20 protein-coding genes are annotated in these 19,698 nt (G+C 67.1%); 7 read left to right on the forward strand and 13 right to left on the reverse strand.

Annotated elements, in window-relative coordinates:
- The first annotated feature begins 102 nt into the window (after positions 1–102).
- From AC069I_RS18895 to AC069I_RS18915, 5 genes are all read left to right on the forward strand, one after another.
- Positions 103–930: a hypothetical protein gene (locus AC069I_RS18895; RefSeq protein WP_478266030.1), complete on the forward strand. Its 828-nt coding sequence runs from the start codon at positions 103–105 to the stop codon at positions 928–930.
- Entirely contained in the window at positions 927–3,209 is a 2,283-nt protein-coding gene (locus tag AC069I_RS18900; protein ID WP_478266031.1) for a PEP/pyruvate-binding domain-containing protein, read from the forward strand. The genes AC069I_RS18895 and AC069I_RS18900 overlap by 4 nt, the downstream gene beginning before the upstream one ends.
- On the forward strand, positions 3,206–4,069 hold the full coding sequence (locus tag AC069I_RS18905; protein WP_478266032.1) for a methyltransferase domain-containing protein: 864 nt from the start codon (positions 3,206–3,208) through the stop codon (positions 4,067–4,069). Before AC069I_RS18900 ends, AC069I_RS18905 begins: the two co-directional genes overlap by 4 nt.
- A gap of 60 nt (positions 4,070–4,129) precedes the next feature.
- The gene (locus tag AC069I_RS18910) at positions 4,130–5,065 is read left to right on the forward strand and encodes a phosphotransferase family protein (RefSeq protein ID WP_478266033.1); all 936 of its coding nucleotides are present in this window, start codon (positions 4,130–4,132) and stop codon (positions 5,063–5,065) included.
- A gap of 239 nt (positions 5,066–5,304) precedes the next feature.
- Positions 5,305–7,077 carry a hypothetical protein gene (locus AC069I_RS18915; RefSeq protein ID WP_478266034.1) on the forward strand — a complete coding sequence of 591 codons (1,773 nt, stop codon included), beginning with the start codon at positions 5,305–5,307 and terminating at the stop codon, positions 7,075–7,077.
- A 122-nt stretch (positions 7,078–7,199) separates the two neighbouring features.
- Here the strand turns inward: AC069I_RS18915 and AC069I_RS18920 are convergent, their stop codons facing one another.
- The 9 genes from AC069I_RS18920 to AC069I_RS18960 all read right to left on the reverse strand — a co-directional run bounded on the left by AC069I_RS18920 (position 7,200) and on the right by AC069I_RS18960 (position 13,492).
- Entirely contained in the window at positions 7,200–7,415 is a 216-nt protein-coding gene (locus AC069I_RS18920; RefSeq protein WP_478266035.1) for a hypothetical protein, read from the reverse strand.
- 532 nt (positions 7,416–7,947) lie between these two features.
- The gene (locus AC069I_RS18925) at positions 7,948–8,199 is read right to left on the reverse strand and encodes a CHC2 zinc finger domain-containing protein (protein ID WP_478266036.1); all 252 of its coding nucleotides are present in this window, start codon (positions 8,197–8,199) and stop codon (positions 7,948–7,950) included.
- A 348-nt stretch (positions 8,200–8,547) separates the two neighbouring features.
- Positions 8,548–9,066 (reverse strand): NUDIX domain-containing protein, encoded by a 519-nt coding sequence (locus AC069I_RS18930; protein WP_478266037.1) that lies wholly within the window; start codon positions 9,064–9,066, stop codon positions 8,548–8,550.
- 282 nt (positions 9,067–9,348) lie between these two features.
- Positions 9,349–10,299 (reverse strand): hypothetical protein, encoded by a 951-nt coding sequence (locus AC069I_RS18935; protein ID WP_478266038.1) that lies wholly within the window; start codon positions 10,297–10,299, stop codon positions 9,349–9,351.
- 126 nt (positions 10,300–10,425) lie between these two features.
- The gene (locus AC069I_RS18940; RefSeq protein ID WP_478266039.1) at positions 10,426–10,953 is read right to left on the reverse strand and encodes a suppressor of fused domain protein; all 528 of its coding nucleotides are present in this window, start codon (positions 10,951–10,953) and stop codon (positions 10,426–10,428) included.
- Positions 10,950–11,357, reverse strand: coding sequence for an ankyrin repeat domain-containing protein (locus tag AC069I_RS18945; protein ID WP_478266040.1), 408 nt, complete (start codon positions 11,355–11,357; stop codon positions 10,950–10,952). Before AC069I_RS18945 ends, AC069I_RS18940 begins: the two co-directional genes overlap by 4 nt.
- 49 nt (positions 11,358–11,406) lie before the next feature.
- Positions 11,407–12,714: a putative T7SS-secreted protein gene (locus tag AC069I_RS18950; RefSeq protein ID WP_478266041.1), complete on the reverse strand. Its 1,308-nt coding sequence runs from the start codon at positions 12,712–12,714 to the stop codon at positions 11,407–11,409.
- Positions 12,711–13,031 (reverse strand): hypothetical protein, encoded by a 321-nt coding sequence (locus tag AC069I_RS18955; RefSeq protein ID WP_233621531.1) that lies wholly within the window; start codon positions 13,029–13,031, stop codon positions 12,711–12,713. The genes AC069I_RS18950 and AC069I_RS18955 overlap by 4 nt, the downstream gene beginning before the upstream one ends.
- Positions 13,032–13,105: 74 nt before the next feature.
- The gene (locus AC069I_RS18960) at positions 13,106–13,492 is read right to left on the reverse strand and encodes an SseB family protein (RefSeq protein WP_478266042.1); all 387 of its coding nucleotides are present in this window, start codon (positions 13,490–13,492) and stop codon (positions 13,106–13,108) included.
- A gap of 1,139 nt (positions 13,493–14,631) precedes the next feature.
- On the opposite strand from AC069I_RS18960, the gene AC069I_RS18965 reads away from it, so the two are divergent.
- Both AC069I_RS18965 and AC069I_RS18970 read left to right on the forward strand, forming a co-directional pair.
- Entirely contained in the window at positions 14,632–15,117 is a 486-nt protein-coding gene (locus tag AC069I_RS18965) for an NUDIX hydrolase (protein WP_478266043.1), read from the forward strand.
- Between the two features lie 59 nt (positions 15,118–15,176).
- Positions 15,177–15,767 carry an RICIN domain-containing protein gene (locus tag AC069I_RS18970; RefSeq protein WP_478266044.1) on the forward strand — a complete coding sequence of 197 codons (591 nt, stop codon included), beginning with the start codon at positions 15,177–15,179 and terminating at the stop codon, positions 15,765–15,767.
- A 795-nt stretch (positions 15,768–16,562) separates the two neighbouring features.
- Here the strand turns inward: AC069I_RS18970 and AC069I_RS18975 are convergent.
- From AC069I_RS18975 to AC069I_RS18990, 4 genes are read right to left on the reverse strand one after another with little or no spacing between them, the layout of a single operon-like run.
- Positions 16,563–16,772 (reverse strand): hypothetical protein, encoded by a 210-nt coding sequence (locus AC069I_RS18975; protein ID WP_478266045.1) that lies wholly within the window; start codon positions 16,770–16,772, stop codon positions 16,563–16,565.
- Positions 16,773–16,820: 48 nt separating this feature from the next.
- Complete coding sequence (locus AC069I_RS18980) at positions 16,821–17,369, reverse strand: hypothetical protein (protein WP_478266046.1); 549 nt, start codon at positions 17,367–17,369, stop codon at positions 16,821–16,823.
- Between the two features lie 13 nt (positions 17,370–17,382).
- The gene (locus tag AC069I_RS18985) at positions 17,383–18,264 is read right to left on the reverse strand and encodes a phosphotransferase (protein WP_478266047.1); all 882 of its coding nucleotides are present in this window, start codon (positions 18,262–18,264) and stop codon (positions 17,383–17,385) included.
- Entirely contained in the window at positions 18,257–19,519 is a 1,263-nt protein-coding gene (locus AC069I_RS18990; RefSeq protein WP_478266048.1) for a hypothetical protein, read from the reverse strand. The genes AC069I_RS18985 and AC069I_RS18990 overlap by 8 nt, the downstream gene beginning before the upstream one ends.
- Between the last annotated feature and the right edge of the window lie 179 nt (positions 19,520–19,698).

The raw sequence follows: 19,698 nt of genomic DNA on the forward strand, positions 1-19,698 counted from the left end.
AGCAGCCTGCCACACACACCACCCCCGCACACGGCCGCATCGCCGACAGCACCACACGCGTTCACCTGACCGAGCACTCTCGACGCAGAAAGGGCACACGCCATGGAACCGGTGTGGCACAACATGCTCACCGTCGACTACGAGGACACCCGACCACAGGCCAGCTTCCTGGAATGGGACCTCTACACCCGGTCGCTGCCCGCGTGGCCCGCGATCCTGATGGACGATCCGCGTCCCTACGGACGGGTCCGCCGCCCCGGCATCGTCGACATCGACCTTCCGGACCACACCGACCTGGTCGGACGGTGGCACCAGTTGCTAACCCAGCCCGGCTACGTGCACGACCTCATCACGCGAACCACCCGCTGGCACGGTGACACCGCCCGACACCTCGACGACGCCGATGCCGCCCTCGACCGCGCCGACACTGCCGCAGGCCGGCACCACCTCGCGGCCGCCACCCGCGCGTTCCTCAAGGTCATGTCGACACACATCGTGAACTGGCTACTCCCCGAAGACACCTGGACCGCCCTGCTGCACCGGCTCCTCGGCAAGGCCGCCGACGCCTGCTGGCTGGCGTTGATGACCCCGCCCAGCACCGGGCACCTCCTCGGCGGGCACCTGGACACCCTCAACCACGACACCACCACAGGCACCGACCGCACCGCGATCCTGACCACCCGCGCCGCGGCGAGCACCACACACCAGACCTGGATCACCGCCGCGCTCCTGGCCGCCGCCGGCGACGCCGACGCGGTCGACCAGGTCACGCTGGTCACCGACATGCTCACCTGGGCCGCCGAAAGCGAAGAGAACCGCGCCATCCTGCGAGCCCGCTACCTCGCCGCGGGGACGCGCTGGAGCGACCTCACGCGACCTAGCGCCCCAGTGACCACGGCCGACTTCGTCCCGGAAGGAACCGCCCTGTGAACCCCTCCACGCCGGTGACCATCGCCTTGGCCGACACCACCAGCCAAGTCCAGACCGGCGGCAAGGCCGCGACGCTCGCCCGGCTGGACGCGGCCGGAATTCCCGTGCCCCCGTCACGTGTTCTCCCCGCCACCACACCCGAGGACCACCTGGCAGCCGCCGCCGAGCAGCTGTGCCGATGGGCGGCTGAACTCGGTGAGCACACCCTGATCGTCAGGTCCTCGGCACTCGGTGAGGACGGCCCGACCGCGTCGTTCGCCGGAATCTACACCTCACGATTCACACCAGCGGTCCCGCCCGCCGTGCTCGCCGCCCTCGCCGACGTCCGCGCCAGCGCCCGGACCAGCCATGCCACCACCTACGCGACGGCCCGTACAGGCACGACCGCACCGCCTGCCATGGCCGTGCTCACGCAGCCGGCGATCCGGCCCGTCGCGGCCGGTGTCGTCGCCGCGGAACTGCGCGACGGGCGCCTGCTGGACTGGCGCATCGAAGTGGTGCGCGGACTGGCTGAACCCTTGGTGTCCGGTCGGGTCACCGGCGAAATTCACGCTGGACACGGCACCGCCGGTGCACCACGACGCGTCCCCGTCGAACAGCGCATCGTCGCGCTGCCCGCCACCACCCACGAGCTCACCGTCCCACCCGGAGACTGGCTCCATCTGCCCACTTTGACCCGCTCAATCCGGGCCAAAGTGGACACCTCCGGCCACGGCATGGTGTATCTGCGCACTCCCGCGGACTGGATCACCACACCCATCCTCGAGCCCACCAACCGAGGCCGTCTGCTGGCGCTGACCCGCCGCGTCGCCGCGGCCCTCGCGCTCGATCGCATCGACATCGAATGGGCCCAACGCCCCGACGGTACCTTCGTCGTGCTGCAGGCACGCCCGTTGACCACGGCGATGCCACCCGTGGCGCCGACCGGCGGAGACCGCGCGGGAATCCCGGCCTCCGCCGGCAGCGCAGCGGGACCGATCCGTCACCTGAGCACGCACCTCGATCCCTGCGCGGTCACCGGAAGTGTGCTCGTCTGCGGCGCGCTGGACGTCGACGCCGTCGAACTCCTGCTCCACCGCCCCGCCGCCCTGATCTCCACCACGGGCGGGCCCTTATCGCACACCGCGATCATCGCCCGCGAACTCTCGATCCCCTGCGTCACCAACGTCCACGACGCCGCCACCACATACGCGGCCGGACTGGACGTCCACGTCGACGGATCGACCGGCGTCATCACCACGGACTCCCGCGCCAACACACCGACATCGGCGTCCGCGCAGTCACCGGCCGACAGCACCGGCACGGCCGTGCTCGTGCATCCCGACGTGCTCACTGCCGGTGGCTCCACCTACCCCCGCGGTCAACTGGTCCTGGTACTCCACACGCCATCGAGCCCGCTCGACGCCGCCGACGACGTGGGCTACTTCCATATCTCGCCGACGCAGAGCTGGGGAACACACCGTCCGGCCGGGACACGTGACCTGACCATTCCCGGACTCGGACGACTCCTCCTGCCCGCCGGGACAGCCATTCCGGAGCGCATCGTCGCACCGTCCCTGGACGGCACGCCCGCGCACCAGCGCATGCTCAGGTCACGACCGGTCCCCCGCCACATCGTGTGGGACTGGAACGGAACCCTCCTTGCCGACAACGACGCGACCCTGGCCGGGCTCCGCGCCCTGTGCGCGGACTACGGCCGCGCGCCCGTCACCCTCGAGGACTGGCGCGACATGTTCCGCCTGCCCATCAAGGCCGCCTACGAACAACTCCTCGGCCGGACACTGACCGACGGCGACTGGACCGCCGCACGTGAGCAATTCCGCGTCCACGCGGCCGCCGTGCGACAACGATGTTCCCTCGCCGAGGACGGACACGCCGTCCTCGCGGCCTGGGTGTCGACCGGCCGGACCCAATCCGTTGTCTCCCTCACCACCCACGACGACCTGACCGCCGAACTCGCGGCCCTCGACGTCCAGCGCTACTTCACCGCCGCCTCCGGACGCCCGGACGGCAGCGACCACGCCAAGGCCGCCCTGCTGCAGCGCCACCTGGACGCGCAGGGCCTCGACCCTGCTCTCGTGGTCGTGATCGGCGACAGCGAGGACGACGTGACCGCAGCGCACGCCGTGGGAGCCGACGCGGTCCTCGTCTCGACCGGCACCACCAGCCGGGCCCGGCTGGACAGCACCGGCGCCCCGGTCTGCGACACCCTCAGCGATGCGGTGTCCCTGCTCGGCCCCGCGGCACGCGACGGCAGCCACGACGACTGGCCGCGATGAACGACCATCTGTCCACACAGGAACTCGACCACTACCTCCAGCGACACCTGAACACACAGCACGAACAGGCCGCGCGGACACACCTGGCATCCTGCGACCACTGCTGGACGCGCTGGAACAGGCACCGCTGGGACCGCGCCCGTGGCCATCCCCTGCACGACGCACTACGCCGGTACCTCGGCGACGACTTCCGCCCCTACCTCGATTCGTCCCGGCTCCTCGCCGCCGAATGGGACAAGCTCAATCCCACCACACCGGAGGAGGTCGCCCAGTTCTTCGAGACCTCCACCAGCTACCTCTACAACCTCGTCATCTGGGAAGCGAGCGGGCACAGGCCACGCTACGTCGAGGACGCCCTGCCCATCCTGCGCCGACACAACATCCGCACCGTCCTGGACTTCGGATGCGGGATCGGCAACGACACCGTCCCGCTACGCGACCACGGATTCGACGTGACCGGGTGCGACTATCCCTCACCCTCCACAACGTTCCTGACATGGCGGACACACGACGCCGTGCCCATCGCCGATCCGCGCACCGTCAACAGCTGTCCCCAACCCGACGCACTGTGGATCATCGACACCCTCGACCACCTTCCCGACATCGAGACAGCGATCGGTCCCCTGCTCGACAACGTCGACATCGTTATCACTGAAACCCCCAGGAATCACCAAGGTCTCAGCCACAGCAAGAAACGCTTCCATATCAGGCGCCCACCTGAAGAAATCGAGGCTATCTTCCACTCACATGGCCTCGAACTCGCAGCAAAACATCCACCGGCGACATCGGTAGAGTCCTGGACGCGCTCGACCCTCCAGAACACCCAGACCGACGGTCGCGACCCCAGCCCCATCCCGTAGGACACCACCGACCCCCGACCCCTGTTCCGCCGGCCTTGCCGCTCTCACACCGGAGCCCGAATGCTGACCGCATCGGCGAACCGCCGCCGCGACGTCGTTCCCACCGAACTTCTTGCCCACCTGCGCACGGCACGTGCGGCCGGACACGCCGCCCTGGACGCCGCGCTCGACGACCACGGACTGCAGGTTCTCGACGGGGGCCGCAACAACGACGTCTTCGCCTGGACCGCAGCGACCACGCCGATCTGCATCAAGCTCTACACGAAGACCGGCCGGCACCGCGTCGAACGCGAGTGGCACGGCCTCACCCACGCAGCCAGCCTGGGCAGCGCACCGACACCGCTATGGCTCGACGAGGACCCCGATCAGCCAGCAATGGGCATGACGCTGCTGCCCAGCGCCCCCATCCTCGACGTCCTCGACCCGACATCAGCCATCCAGGCGCTCGCAGACTCGACCCGCGCCCTGCAGAGCCTTCCGCTGCACGAGCCGCTGGCGAGCCTGGAACGCGTCGACTCCATCAGCCACTACATCGCCCGGCTCACCGACGTCTGGCCCGGCCAGCTCGCTGACGCCACCGACGACCCTTGGACCCCGGCCATGCTCAAGCTCCTGGCCAACTGGGAGACCAGCGGTGACGCCGAACTGCTCGCGCAGCCCGCCACCCGCGTCTACTCACGAGGCGACGCGAACCTGCTTAACTGGCTCCACGACGGCCACACCACCTACGTCGTGGACTTCGAGTTCAGCGGTTACTCCGACGTCGCGGTCGACGCCGCGGATCAGGTCGAGCACATCAGCGCCCGCGCCATTCCCGACGACGTATGGGTGAGTGCCGAAGCCGACCTCGGAGTCACACCGGACAACCGCGCCCGGTTCGCCGCCGCACGACGTACCATCGCGCTGCGGTGGCTCGCCGTGCTGTGGAAGCAGCGCGCCAAGCGAGTCGAGGAGTTCACCGCACAATACGAGCGCGTCCGGGCGCTCCACGAGTGACTGACTACAAATGTGGCACTGTGCTGCGATTCTGACCAGAGCGTTGGGCCGCCTCGACTCGTGTCCGGTTCGCACATGGCGGAGGCACAACGGCATCGGCGCTCCGATCGCGTGGGTCCGCAACGGACGGTCCGCCACGGTGGGTCTGTTCAGCTCGACGGTTCGGCCTCCATGCAGGTCGAGCACGTAGCATTTGCTGAATCCGAAGGTCTGGTGGCTCGGCGAACAGGTGGACGAGGATGACAGGGCGTGTGGCGTGGTCGACGTACGGCGGCGACGACATCGAGGCCGTTGTAGCGATCATGTTGCTGCGCCAGCATCCTCACGGCCGGAGGATCCGTCCTTCGCAGGGCGATGGCGGCCTCGACGTCGTCGTTCCTCACAGCGCACGGAAGTGGGAGGTCTACCAGGTCAAAAGCTTCGCGACAGCGCTGAGCGCGTCCCACAAGAGGCAGATCAGAAAGTCATGGGAACGGATGCTCGCGTACACCGAGAAGCAGCGCGTAGAGGTGACGAAGTGGCATGTGGTCAGGCCGATCGACCCCACCCGGGAAGACATCGCCTGGCTCAACGAGCTGACCACCGGCTCTGGCATCCCATCGGCCTGGACCGGACTCGCCACACTGGATGGGTGGGCGGCCCAGTTTCAAGACGTCATCGACTACTACCTGATGGATGGGAAGCAGCGTGTCCTGGACACCGTCCGAGACTTCGTCCGGGCCGCCGGGCTCGATCGGGCAGCCGAGACCGGCCAGATCATCTCGACGGAGACCGCGCTCGAGGGCCTGATGGCGCTTGCGAAAGCCCTCAATGCGATCGACCCGCACTACCGCTACCGCCTGACCGCCGATACGGCTCCAGCTGACGGCACGTTCCAAATGCCACCAGACCTTCAGGACCTGGTTTACTCGAGTGCCATCGTTCGGGACGGGATCCTCGCCCAAGTTGACGTCTTCCAACGCTACAACGAGGTTCCGCTTGACCGACCACTACCCGACAAGCTCTCCGTTACCTTCAAACCGACATCGCCGACGGAGCATGAAGCGGTGACGCAGTTTCTCGCCTATGGCGTCCCCCTGCATGGCGTTCCAGCTGAGGTTGCCGTCACTGGTTCGCCTGACAGTTTCGAGCTGCCGGACCTAAGCACAGGAACGCTCAGCATTCTCCCGGGAGGCGATACCCAACCACGGCCGTTCGACCTCGTGGTCGCCGTCGAGAACGACCAGGAGCGTGTCGAGCACCGAGCCAGCCTACTCATGAACCCGCCAACCACAGGCGTCAACGACCAGACCCGTCAGGCTTGGACCGGCGAAGACCCCAGCGGTGTCCTGGGAGTGACCATCCTGGTCTCACACCAGGACCGTCAAGCCAGCCTGTCGCTCAGCATGCGAGACATCTCCGGCGTAGATCCCCAGACGGCGTTGGAGACTCTCGCCGCTGTTTCCGCCATGCGCGACGGTGCGTCGGTGAGTCTCAACATCCCAGGCGGCCCAGCCGTGCTGTCACTCGGCACCCTTCCCGACACGTTGTTCGCAGAGCCCGAAGTCCTCGATCACCGCACGGCGGTATGCGCGGCCCTCACGCTGCTGCAGACCAAAATCCCGATCAAGCTATCAGCGCCGGACATGGCCGCCACCGACGCAGGTCAGCTGCTCGCGTGGTTCAATGCGGCGGTGCTTCTTGACGGCGGCGAGGTGAGGCGTGCCTGGACGGCGCTCCCCTTGACTCTCCAAGACGCCGACACCGACCTCCGCCTACCGAGACTCTTCCGTGTTACTCACGAACTTACGGTGACTATCGAGGATCGGGACTGGAAAGTCGGTTACATCGACCAGTTCGCCGAAGCAGCCGCCTGGACACCGACGAGCGACGATGGCCGGAAAGGCGTCCTGACTCCGGGCGAGAACACCATTGTCCGGGTTGCCTTAGCCACCGATCCCGAAGCCGCAGAACGCGCTGTCAGCGGGCGCGTCGAACTGGCGCTCCCGGACGCCCCATCCGAGAACCCCTGACTAGCTTCCCAAGCTGCAGGGGCCACGGACTGTCTGGCCGAAGGTGCGTGGTGGCACCGACTTCCACGTGCCAGCACACCGACGTCGTGGTCTAACCGCAGTCGTGGGCTGGAACCTGCAGGCTATACCGGCTCGTAGATGACGGTAAGTGCATAGTCGTTCTCGTCAGTGCGTGCATAGAAGTCGTAGGTCACTGCACGGATGATCACGTTCTCGTGCTCGGCGAGCCATTCGGCTGCCCCAGCGAACAATGCTTGGTCGGTAGGCCCGATGAACTCGATCGCTTTGAAGTCGCTGTCGTATAGGTCGGTGGTCACTGCCACCTCGGATGTCGTCACCGGAAAAGCATTTCAGGCCAGGCGCGGCCACGATCGAGCGACGGCCAGCGCTGGCAGCGTGATTTTCGAGCGAGCTGGTTCTCAGTCAATACGGGTCGTGGCGAGAAACAGGCGCTGTGTCCGCTCTAATAGCACCGGACGCACAAGAAATGCCCCTTTCCGGGGCGCGCGGGTCTACCCGATCGAGTGGTTCTGGGCAGTGCGCGATACGGTGCCGTGATCTGTGCAGCTTCCGGGGCGCGCCAGATCACGGCCGTGGCTCGAACTCGCCGAGTACCCGATTGGCGCTGGTCGACAGCGCAGTTCGTCCCCGGCATGCTGCGTCGCATGTTCGTTGGACCTGGGCAGCAGGACTGTGTCTATGTCGCGCACGTGTTCCGCCGGGACCTGGTCGCTGGCGAGGACGAAGCCGCTCTCGTCTACAACACCTTCACCGCGTGCGCTGATGGACTGCCTGAACGGCTTGAGCCTCCGGGACGGCCTCGTGGGTCACCGCGGAAATGGCGAACAGGCTCCCCGGCAACGCGGAGCGCTACTCGTTCGGGCTCTCCCGCACGTGACTGATCGCGACCTCGAACATCGGTGTGTCGCCCCCGGCGCCGCAGCCAAAGCAGTGGAACGTGTCGAACGCGGGGCGGACTCTGAACGCCCGTGACCCACAAAACGGGCAGGTTCCCAGCAGCTGGGCGGGCCCGAAGGGGCTCAACTCCACGTGCGGCGAGACGGCCTTGACGATGCCGTTCGGGCAGGGTGGCTCCTTCGCGGAGATCGCGGTGACGACCATGGCCGTGCACTGTAGCGTCGGGCACCGCCACCGACCTGAGGTCGGTACCGCACACTGCAGGGACCGTCACCCGATCGAGTGGATTCCAGAGCCAAGTCCCCAGCACCAAATCTTGGCGTGGGTACAAGGGATGCCAGACAATCCTTCGATCACGCCGAGCGGCACACACGAGGCAATCCAGAACCACATGAGCTGGCGAAAACACTGCGGCCGCTACATCAGGGTAGTTGAGCTGGAAGTCGATCGCGGCTCGACACCGGCGATGATCAAACATTCCGGCGAGCCGGGCCGAGGCGGGCCAAATCCTGGTGAGGCTGTCTGTGTGCGGCGGTTCGCTGGCATCGGAACCTACGAGGTGACGTCGGCTGTCAACGGATCGAATCCGTTCTCCAGGTAGAACGACGTACCGGTATCCACGGCCTCGATGCAATGCAGAATACGGCGGGCGAGCTGCGGACGAAGCAGTTCCGTGGCTTCATCAGGGGTACAGAATCTCCAGCTCTTCACCTCGCGGTCGGCGGGCCGCAGAGTGGCGATCTGCTCGTCGGTGAGGACGCCGCCGTCGAAAACGTGGTTCGCCAGAGCCGGGCGGCCGTCCGGCAGGGAGGGCACCCAGTCTTCGACGAGCAACCGGCCAACCCGGACTGTGATGCCAAGTTCTTCTTCGGCTTCGCGGCCGGCACAGGCTCTGGGCGATTCGCCATGGTTGAGAGCCCCACCGGGGATTTCGTAGATGTCGTCGGTCCGGTAGTTGGTTTCCACGAGCAGAACGCGGCCGTGGGCGTCACGGCAGAGGACGCCGCCGCTGCCGATCAGTGTCGGGAGTGTGGCGTAATACTCGGCTGATGGTAGCCATCCCTGGGTCACGCGCACTGACGCTACCGAGCGCGCCCGTGCCCGCCGTCGTCTAGCGTCGACTGGCGGACACTGCCGGGCGGCCGACCGCGCCCTTGCATGCAGGGCAGGAACTGTGGAGCGCCATGCTCGGTTGTTGCCGGATTCTGCGTACGCTGGTGCCTGGCCGCACTCGGAAACACCGGCATCGCAGGCGATGAAGACACGGACCGACGATTGCGCAGGATCACGGGCTGCGGAACAGCGAGAAAAGTACACATCGCAGACCGCGGACGACAGGGTCAATCAGCGTCCCTAGTTGCCGAGGTCCCCGCACAGGGCATCCGTGACCTTTCGCGAGTAGGTGGCGACTAGGTCCGTGAGTTGATCAGCCTGCTCGTACAGGGTCTCGATCTCGGCCATCACGTCCGGGCCGTCCTCGGAGTCGTCGTCCTCCAGTTCGAGAGCCCGCAGGTGGGCCATGGTGGCGACGGCAACCTCGCGGGCTGCCCCGAGTATCTCCGTGCTCGCAGGTTCTGCGATCTTGCATTGGGCGAGCCAGTCGGTCAGCTGCTCGGGTTCTGGCAGGAGTGGCGCGCGGGCCTCAGTCCACGGTGTGCCCCAGAGGCGGCGTCGTCGTGCCTCGGCGTTTCCGTCCTCGGACAGCGTGGGTTCTCCGTTGCCGTAGCGGATCTGCAAACCGAGCCGTCCCGCACGTTCGATCGCCACGGTCGCCATGTCCCGCCCGTGCTCACCCGGGGGCGCAGGGGTCATCGCCAGTCTGGCTGCCAGGAGTGTGAGGTCCCGGTCGGTGGCGGAGATGTCGGGCAGGACGCGAAGGTCTTCGTCGCCCAGCAGGATGGTGGGGTCTGCTGCCACTACTCGGGCTGACGGCACGGTCTGGCGGGTTCCCGCCGCGGCGAGGGCGAGCGAGGCCACGTCCGACCACCACGCGACGAATTCCCGTGCCGCCTTACGGCGTTCCCGGGCCACGTTGTTCGCGATGTTGCTCCGCATCGACAACTGCGCCCCCACCGGATCGGGCTGGTCGTGGGTCATGCGGTTCGCGATTCGGTGTGCGAGCCGGGTCTCGCAGGCTTCGGACAGGCTCATCATCGTCGCGTCGGCTTCGTTCGCGTCGGCGATCATGTCCTCGCACACCAGGGCCAGCTCGCCGAGAACACCGCGTAGGGCCGCCGCGTCGAACGCAGGAGCGCAGGTCTGTGTCGGGCCGGGGTTGTCGGTCGGGTTGATGCCACCGCTCATGTGATGTTCCTGTCTGGGCTTCATGGACGGGTATTCAGGTCGGGTGTCTGGTTCTCATGCGCAGTCGCCGCCCGAGGATCCGCGTGCCATCGGCCCGGGATGTCCGAGCCGAGTCCCCAGGGCGTCTCAGGCGGTCGAGGTCCGCTGGATGTTCAGCAGGGGCGGGTCTGTGTCCTCGAGGTGATCGAGCAGCGCGTCGACGCCGGCACTGGTGGATCGAGCGACTTCGCCGCTGGTGAGCGGAATCAACGTCATCAGCTCGACCAGCACCTTCCGGTCGGCACCGAAGATCACGTCGAAGTCGTCGAGGTAGGGGTGCCCGCCGACGAGGACGCCGGTGATCTCCGTGTCGACGAGCAGCGGCTGGTCGTTGCGGATCACCTGGTTGTTCACGACGCCGCGCCGATTCTCCTGAACGATCTTGAGCGTGGCTTGCACGAGGAAGAGCGCGGCGCCGTCCTGGCCGTGCTCGACGGAGCACACGAGTTCCTGCGGGTACACCGCGGTGATGGGCTGGCTGGACAGGCCGTGGGTGGCGAAGGTGACGTACTCGGGGCGTTCATGCCGCCAGATCTCGACACCGTCGACCTCGGTCTCCCGCCTGCCGGGGCCGAGGTAGCGGGTGAGGTGGTCGTCGAGGGCCTGCTCGGTCATGGTTGCAGCAGCTCCGTGAGGTCGGCGGGGAATCCGTACTGGCCCTTGGTGATCTCGGCCGGGGTGTGGCCGTTGGTCTCGGTCGCGGTCTTGTCCGCGCCTCGGGCGAGCAGGAGCTTGATCATGGCGCCGTCGGGCGCTTTGCGCCATCGGATGACCGCGAGGTGCAGCGGTGTCGCACCCGGGGTATAGACGGCCTGGACGTCCGCTCCGGCGTCGAGCAACGCGCGGGCGGCGTCGACCTTGCCCTCTTGTACCGCGAAATGCAGCGGCGTGTACTGGCTACGTTTCTCGGTGATGTTCACGTCGACACCGTCGGCCAAGCGACGCTGAATCGCGGCGACGTCGCCTTTCTGTGCCGCGTAATGAAGTTCGTCGCGTCCCTCGCGGTCCGAGTTGGTCATCACACCTCGTTTCCGTTGCTCCACATGCTACCTGGCCGTTTCACGCGGTTTACGGTGGTAGTTCGTATTTGTGGCCGTGGTTGGCCTCGGGTGTTTCCAGCCGGTAGCGGCCGGGATCGTTCTGGTCTTCGATGACCTTCTCACGTGGGTAGCCGCCCGCTTCGGCTTCCTCTTTGTACCGCCACCATTCCGAGCCGGGTTGGTGCCCGAATTCGTATTTCCCCGGCTCCGGGACTGTCATGCCTGCGGGGTCCGGTTTGCCGGTGTCCGGGTCGATCTTGACGAGGCTGCCGTCGGGATTGTGCGCGGCGGGGATCCGTTCCCGGGACGCCTGGCACACGAAGTCGCCGGAGCCGTCCGGCTGCCGCTCGGCGTCCCGGTAGATGGCTCGTTTGGTTCCCTGCCGGAGTTTCACCCGGTTCCGGGTCGGTTCGTACACCGGACGCGGCCCCGGCGCCGCCGGGCCGTCGTGACCTGGCGGATGGGGGTTGTCGCTGTCGTGGTGGCGGCCGAGACCGTCCTTGATGAGTTTCCCGGCGCCGAAGGTGGCGGCGGCGATGACCATGTCGCCGGTGATCTTCCCCAGCGCCCGGTCGCCGCGGCCGGCGGCCCAGTCGTCCCAGGCGATCATCGACTTGAGGGTGTCGACGGGGTGGGTGAGGTTGTGGGCCATCGCGGCGACCGTGCCGCCCGGGTCGCTGACCGCGCCCCACAGTCCTTCGAGAACGCCTAGGGCGCTGTCGACCATGCCGCCGTAGAAGTTCGCGTCGGCCTGTTTCCGGGAGTCCTGGGGCGCTAACGCGGCTTCGGCCTTCAGCGCCTCGGCGCACCGGCCCCCTTCACTGGCCAGCTGCTGGCGGGCCCGGTTCAGGATGTCGCGGGCAGCTTGGCGTTTCGCCGCACCGGGATCGGTGAAGGGCGGTGGCTGCACGACGGTCGGGTCGCCCCGCTCGATGTTCGCCCGGTTCTGCGCCTCGGCCTGGGCGCAGGCCTGGCCGTGGGCATCGACCGCGCGCTGGGTGTCGGCCTCGCCTTGCTCCCACTGGGCGATCGCCTCCGTGGCCTGGCCTTGGGCCCAGGCCAGGCAGTTGGCGAGGTCGGTCAGCGCGAGCGCGGCGTTGTCCAGCGAGTCACCGGCCGTGCCCCAGCGCGGCACCTCGGTCTGGTGATCATCGTGGAACTGATTCGACGCCGGCCCCTGCCACGCTCCGGTGTCGATGCGCTTGAGCGCCTCCCCCGCATCGAGTGCGTCCCGAGCCCGTTCGTGCAGCACCCGCGCGTTCTCGAACACCGCGTCGGGATTGCCCGGTACCAGCGCTTTCGGGTCGTCGGTCTGTCCCAGCTCCGCGGCCTTCACCGGCCGCTCCCGACGCGGGGCGGTGCGCTGACCGAGCCGAGCCCGGGATCGGTCTTCAGCGCGGCGAGGTTGGTGTGCTCGACCTCGCGGTAGGCCTTCGCCGCCGCACCCAGCAGACCCCCGAGATCGCGAGCGCGATCCGCCAGCGCGTCCAGCCCGACACTCCACCGCCCGCAGAACTCCGCCAACGCGGCATGAACCCCGTCATGCCCGTACAACGCGGGTTCGCCACACAAGCCGCGCAGCTCGAACCCCTCCTGGTCGTGCACGATCTCACCCATGCTTTTCGACGCGCTTTCCAGCACCTCGAGCTCCACATGAAAACCCGGGCCGTCCACCCCTCGTGATCCCTCCCCCGTCGTCCACCGGCCCGCACAAGCCGGACGCTCACTTAGTCCCGTGATTTCCCAGCCCGCACCCGGGCTACGAAATCCGCAGGAGCCACCTGCGATAGCACCGGAAAACGATGGTCGTCATCGGGGTCGACCATCACCGCGACCCCTTCCGGAACTAATTCCATAAAATCCGCGCCCGTCGCGGACAAGTAGTCACATTCGCCGGCGTGCAGGGCGAGCCGGTCCAGCGAGGAAAACACCACAGTCCATCGTCCCCGCTCTCCTAATTCGGTCACCAGCAACGCAGTCCGTCGTGGCCGTCGGGCGTACACCGTCGCGGTCGCGAACACGTCCATGAAGTCGGATAGGCCTCGCAGACCGGTCTTGACTTGACGGGCGACGGTCACGAGACGCGGCTCACCACTCCCCCGCTCACCATGCACGCACGAGACCGTACTAGGAGTGACCCTCCTTGATCAATCCACCCCCGCGACAGCAAACGTGCCCGGGCAGACCAGAAACCGGCTCCGAGCTTCACCTGAGAGCCGTGCCGTTCCGGAACGAGGATGCCTGACGCCCATTGGGTTAGCGCAGCCGAATGGATGAAGTCAACCGACCCGAGAAGTCCACGGAAACAAAGTGCAGTATGGGCGAATGTGGCATCGCCACAGACGTCGGGAAATCTTCCCGTGAGCCTTGACGTGAGAACGGCACTCCAGCCAGCTCCGACCAGCAACCCTGGCGAGACTTGCGGACCTCCGCAGGGCCACAACGCGGAACCGATCGGCTGCGGCTGTTAACCCGTGGCCACACCGCAGTATGGGGGTGCTGACTCCGAAGTACGATGTAGTACGCCGCACACTGGTGAACAGGCTGGGCGCGCGTGCATGGCGCCGCTCCGCTGCGGGCGACCCGCAAATTGCGGGCACGCAAACCGAAAGGGTTCTCTCATGATCAAGTCCGGTTAACGTTTACGTCGCAGGCGCGTTGGGGTTGGGCTCCCTCGCAGCCATAGTGCGACTAACTACGATGGCCCTAGCGATTTGGTTCCTCCGCTGGTTGATCAAGACTGGCGCCGAGAACGAGCGGGTTCTGACGCTCGCTGTCCCGATCCTCAAGGCGCTGCCCGGCCTGCTCCGTGAAGACCGACGCTGGGCCGCCTCCTTCCGAGCACTACTTCCCCATCCTCCGAAGGCCAGCGGGAAGAATGGCGCGGACGGGGGTGATGTACCCCGTTGAGCTTCGCCTGGTGCAGCGTCGCATCGAGCGCTGCACCAGGCAACACAACCCGTCCCGATTTCTGTTTTGGGAATCGCGCTGCGCAGATGATTCACTCCGCACTCGTAGACGTTCGCGCTCCGCTCGAGGGATCGAACTTGCTCCCCAAGTAGGCGGTTCGCCTGGGGTCGACGGCGCAGGTTGCAGTCTGCCCCGTCGCCCTTCTCCGAGTTCGCGTTGTCTGACGGGCCGGGTCTAATCCGCGTGCCTGCTAGCGTTGCCCCGCTGGGTAAACTGTATCTCCGTACGACACTTAACTCCTGCGCACTCCCGTGCCTGACCGAAGAACCCGAGGAACCGTGCCATGCCCACCAAGCAACCACGAGTCGGCGCCCGGGTCCTGCTGCTTGACGCTCACGACCGTCTTCTACTCATTCACGCGTGCGATCCCGATGATCCCGGGCACCGGTGGTGGGAGCTCCCCGGTGGCGGCGTCGAGGCCGGTGAAACGCTCCCGGATGCCGCCCGCCGCGAGATCAGGGAGGAGTCCGGCATCGCGCTGTCCACAGTGGATCGCGAGTTGTGGACCCGCGAGAGCCGCTTCACTTACCGCGGCTGCGACCATCACCGTCTCGATCACGTCTTCCTCGCCAGGATCGGCGACGTCCAGCCCACGGCGGCCCTTACGCCGACCGTGAACGAACGAGAGAGCGTCCTCGAACGCCGTTGGTGGACGGTGGCTGAACTCGAGGTCACAGCCGACAAGCTGCTTCCCGCAAGTCTTGCCGCTCTCGTGGCGTGCTTGCTGGCAGGCCGCTTCCCGGAAGAGCCGGTACAGGTAGCCGACTGACTGCCCGCACTGTCGTCACGACCGTGCAAGCCTTCGTCGCAGTTCACCCACACACATCCTTGCGCGCCGTCCTGGTCGCGACCGTTTCGGCGTTGTCGCTGTTGTCGGTAGCGGAGCCCAGCCACGCGGCGGTACCGCAGGTCGGTGCGGCCGCGGACTCGCAGTCCACCATCGGGGTGCAGGATCGCATCGCTCGCCGAGCCGGCCCGTGGCGGTACCGCAACTCGTACACCGACCGTTGTCTGGCAGTGCACGGCCGGAGCGACATCAACGGCGGACCGGCCTACCAGTACGACTGCAACAACAACTACGTGGACCAGTTGTGGAATGTGGTGCACTACTCGGGTGAAGGCCCGGAAGCCCGCTACTGGCTCCGCAACGCGAACACGGGTCGTTGTCTCGTCGTGCAGGGCACCAACAACGTCAACGGCGCGGCCGCCTACCAATACGACTGCACCGTTTACGAAAACCAGGCCTGGATCATTGAAGACAGGGGCCGCGACGCCGAAGGTCACTTTCTGGAACGCTTCCGCAATTCCTACACGGACCGGTGCCTCGCGGTGTCCGGGGCGAACAACGTCAACGGCGCGCGTGCGTTCCAGTACGACTGCCTCGACCAGGCCGAAGACCAGCTCTGGTTCCTCGACTAGCGTTGAACACGGCCTTCACGGTGTCGCGAGTGATCGGCTCCTGCGTGGTGACCGAGGCCTCGGTTCCAGCTGGCAAAACCCAAGGCGGCGCAGCGTTGCCGATGGCTCAGTAACGTTACTTCGTAACGTTACTGAGCCATGCGGTACTCTCTGGCCGGTGTCACCTCTAGGGGTGACACCGCGTCGCCCAGGGCGGCGCGACCTGACAGGGTCGAGCGGCCATTGAGTGGCCACCCGACCCTGCGCCTAGGACCTCACACCTTCAGGAGCACGAGGGTCAGGGCCGCCAGCTGGTTTGCCAGCTGGAGCAGGATGAAGAAACGGTTCCAGCCAGGGCCGCTCCAACGGCCCTGGCCAGGGTTTCCCGCAGGCGGATTACCGCCTGCGGGAACCGTGCTCTTCATTCTTCTGGAGGTGAACAAAACTTCTCCTGTCGTGATGACTGGACCTGCGCTCACGCGCGGGTTCACCGGTGTCTCCGGCTACCCCGACTGGAGACACCGCGGAGAAGTCTGGAACCTCGTGTGCTGTAAACGGTGACCCCGTTCACAGCACGGCTAAGGCTAGCCGATCTAAGGCGAACCTCCGTTGGGGTATCCGGTTGCGGGACTGGAAGCGCCTTCTGCGCCGCGATTACTCCCTCGTGAACCCTGTGTGAGCCGGACCTCCGGGGACGGATCTACGCCCCGTGGCGAGATCACCCACTCCCGCTGAGTGGCTCCCCGCCAGGACAAGGATGTCCAGTCTGTAACGATGCCGTGCTACCACCTATTGGTGCTGGACAGGGCTCGCTAGCTATCGCAGCCGGATACGCACTGCTGTAAGGGTTTTGTCGTCGTGGCGTTTCGCGCGCGGTATTGTCCGCGCGTCGGGATCGGCGTCGTGTTCCCAGGTGTGGCAGCGGGTCAGGATGTCGTGCAGATCGGCCGTAGTTATCGCGCTGATGGCGGGCCAGTCGGTGATTCCCAGGTGTTCCATGGGTGTGTAGGCGCCGTCGGTCGCCACGATCGCCCATGGGATCTGGTTGACGGGGATGGTGGCGCGGATGGCGTGCTAGGCCGCGGCGGGGTCGGTTTCGGCGATCCAGTAGCCGCCGGGCCGGTTGCGGCTTGCCGCTTGCCGGCGTTGAAGTGTGACCAGCAGTCCGCGGTGGGTGTCGTCGAATCCCGTGCCGGCGGCCAGGCGCTGCTTGTACTGGCGGCGTTCTGGGATGTCGAGGTGGCCGAGCCGGGGATCGGTGATGGTACGGCCGGGCGCGACGAGGAGGTTGTCGCCGAGCATGAGCACGTCGACGTGCTCGTCGCGGCGGCGCAGGATGGTCACCGTGCTGGACGGGGATCTACCGGCGGTCAGGCCCAGCTGGATCGTGGTGGCGGTGATCGCGTCGGCGAGGGCGTCGGCCAGGTCGATGTCGGAATCGTCATCGAGTCGGTCGCGGAGGTGCCTGCCGAGAGTGTCGGCGTAGGTGGACGGATTGACCGGGACAGGCGCGTGGGCGCTGGCGCCATCGAGCACGATGACGGCGTCGCGGGTGGTGAAGACCTTGTCATCGCTGTCGTGGAATGGCGGGTTTTGGGCGACGCTGACGTGGATGGCGTTCATCGTTGCTGGCGGGTCATGCGGCGCGCCAGGAAGAGTTGTCTCGTCGACGCAGGGACGCGACCCGGATGTCGAGTTCCTTCACAGCGGTGGCGTCGCCGTGTTGGGCGCGGCGGATGAAGGAGCCGAGGGTGTGCAGATCCCGGAGACCGGTGAGCGTGGCCATGCCGGGCCAGTCGCGAGGGTCGTAGCCGTAGGCGGTGGTGAAGGCGTCGAGTTCAGCGGTGCTGCGTCCGAAGCGGATGCCGCCTTGCAGGGTGGGTGCGAGGTCGAGTTCGCGGGGGCCGAAGGCGGGTTCGTCCCAGTCGCCGAGCAGGGCGGTGTTTCCGTCCCAGAGGGTGTTGCCGGGGTAGGCGTCGCCGTGCAGCATGCCGGTGCCGAGGGGGAAGTCGAGGTCGGCGTACTCGGCGAGCAGGCGGCCGCGTTCGGCGACCAGCCACGCTTTGTCGTCGCTGGACAAGGCGGCCGAGGAGGTCACGAGGTCCGCGAAGTGCCGCAGCGGCGCGGCCGTGGGCAGGTCGATGGGCGGCCCGGGCAGAGCATGCAGCGTGCGGAGTAGCGCTCCGAGGTGCGCAGCGCCGGGCAGGTCCCGCTGCTGGGTTTGGTCGTAGTGCTTCCAGAAGGTGACGACGAAGTCGCCGGGGTCGATCGGCTGGCTGACGTCGGCTGGTTCGGTGCATGGGAAGTCGTGGGCGCGGAGCCAGCGGGTGAGGTGGATGGCGCGCTCCGCGCTGGCCCAGGCGGTGTGCGGGGCGATCTTGGCGATCAGGCCCTGGCCGGGGCCGGGGATGCGGTAGACGGTGGTGGCGTGCCGCCGCAGGAGGACCGCGCCACGGGGGTCGAGGCCCGCTTCGTGGCACGCGTGGACTAGGGCGGCGGTGTCCGGGTGATCAGGCACGAGCTGATGGTAGTGCTCGGGGAGTCTGCGGGGCCGCGGCCAGGTAGCCGGTGAGGCGGTCGGTGAGCTCGGCGGCGTCACCGTGACGACGCGCGGCGAGGGCGTGTGCGTCCGCGCGCAGGCCTCCGATGGCGGTGTCGATCTGCCGGATCCGGAGCTGGGTGTCGAGGGTGAGGACGGGTTCGGCGGCGGCGAGTGCGCCGGTGACGTTGCCCTGACCGAGGCGGGCGCGGGTCACGTCCAGCCGGGCGAGTGCCTCGTCGCCGTAGGAGCGCTCCTCCACGGGGCCGGTTTCGTAGCCGTTGATCGCGGTCACCGAGTGGTGTTCGGCCCGCTCGTAGTCGCCGAGCAGGGTCATGGCCCCTCCTTGGTAGTAGGTCAGCTTCGTTGCCGGGAAGCTGAGCAGCCCGCCGAAGTCGACGACGTCGTCCCGGGTGGCGGGTGCAGGGTCGAGGTCGCCGAGCCGGGCGAGCGCGTCGCGTGCGACCGGGACGTCCCCGGCTCGGGCGGCTGACCTGGCGGCGATCGCCAGCAGTCGCTGGTGCGATTGCGCGCTGACCGGGTACTGGAGGCCTTCGCGCGCTCGTGCGGCGGCTTCGCCGGGGCGCGAGGACCACTCGAGCATGAGTGCCGCGGAGCCCAGTGTCCAGGCCCGCAGCGCGTCACTGTCCGCGACGTTCGCGAAGGTGCTCGCCGACCGCAGCTGCTGCAGGGCCGCTTTCTGGTCGCCCGCGTTCTGGCTGGCGTGCGCGAGCAGCAGGCACAGCACTCCGGACAGGACGGTCGCTTCGTGTGCGCTGTGTGGGCGGTGCGCGGTCTGGGTGATGGCCGCCAGGGTTTTCTGCGCGTCGCGGAGGTCGTCGACCACGATGGACAGTGGCGTGTGGACGTAGGCGACGGCGATCCTGCAGAGCTCGTCGCGTAGGTAGCTCAGCTGTTCGTCGCTGGAGGCCAGCTGGGCTGCCTCGTCGGCCATCGTCATCGACAGTTTCGCGCCGTCCCGGATCTGCCCGCCAAGATCGAGCCGCTCAGGGGCACCGGCCGGGTCGCCGGTTTCGGTGGCCACGGTGGCCCAGAACCGGTTCTTCGCCTCGCCGGTGGCCTGGTTCAGGGCCACGGTCAGCAACTCTTGTGCTTCCCTGCCCGGTGTGACCGACGATCCTGGTGCGCTCCAGTGGTTGACGGTGCTGGGGCTCAGCCCGAGATGCTCGGCAAATGTAGCCAGGTTCAGGTTCAGCGCCGCTTTGAGAGCCATCGCCGATTGCGCCGTCCACCGGAAATTCATTGTCCACGCCCTCCCTATTCTGCTCCACTGTGCCGCCCGGCATCGTGAACTGCAATAGGGCTGCAACGCGCATTGCAGTGTGCTGCAAGTGGCTGCAACGCCACGGGGTTCCGCGGCAGGCGCATGCGAGGCACGCTCAGAACACTGCC

Source organism: Amycolatopsis sp. NPDC043885, assembly GCF_056435685.1.

What these genes read in the sequence shown, in the direction of transcription:
- AC069I_RS18895 (WP_478266030.1), top strand. Translation starts at nt 103, where the DNA reads ATGGAACCGGTGTGGCACAACATGCTCACCGTCGACTACGAGGACACC.
- AC069I_RS18905 (WP_478266032.1), top strand. Translation starts at nt 3,206, where the DNA reads ATGAACGACCATCTGTCCACACAGGAACTCGACCACTACCTCCAGCGA.
- AC069I_RS18910 (WP_478266033.1), top strand. Translation starts at nt 4,130, where the DNA reads ATGCTGACCGCATCGGCGAACCGCCGCCGCGACGTCGTTCCCACCGAA.
- AC069I_RS18915 (WP_478266034.1), top strand. Translation starts at nt 5,305, where the DNA reads ATGACAGGGCGTGTGGCGTGGTCGACGTACGGCGGCGACGACATCGAG.
- AC069I_RS18925 (WP_478266036.1), bottom strand. Translation starts at nt 8,199, where the DNA reads ATGGTCGTCACCGCGATCTCCGCGAAGGAGCCACCCTGCCCGAACGGC.
- AC069I_RS18935 (WP_478266038.1), bottom strand. Translation starts at nt 10,299, where the DNA reads ATGAGCGGTGGCATCAACCCGACCGACAACCCCGGCCCGACACAGACC.
- AC069I_RS18940 (WP_478266039.1), bottom strand. Translation starts at nt 10,953, where the DNA reads ATGACCGAGCAGGCCCTCGACGACCACCTCACCCGCTACCTCGGCCCC.
- AC069I_RS18945 (WP_478266040.1), bottom strand. Translation starts at nt 11,357, where the DNA reads ATGACCAACTCGGACCGCGAGGGACGCGACGAACTTCATTACGCGGCA.
- AC069I_RS18965 (WP_478266043.1), top strand. Translation starts at nt 14,632, where the DNA reads ATGCCCACCAAGCAACCACGAGTCGGCGCCCGGGTCCTGCTGCTTGAC.
- AC069I_RS18980 (WP_478266046.1), bottom strand. Translation starts at nt 17,369, where the DNA reads ATGAACGCCATCCACGTCAGCGTCGCCCAAAACCCGCCATTCCACGAC.
- AC069I_RS18990 (WP_478266048.1), bottom strand. Translation starts at nt 19,519, where the DNA reads ATGGCTCTCAAAGCGGCGCTGAACCTGAACCTGGCTACATTTGCCGAG.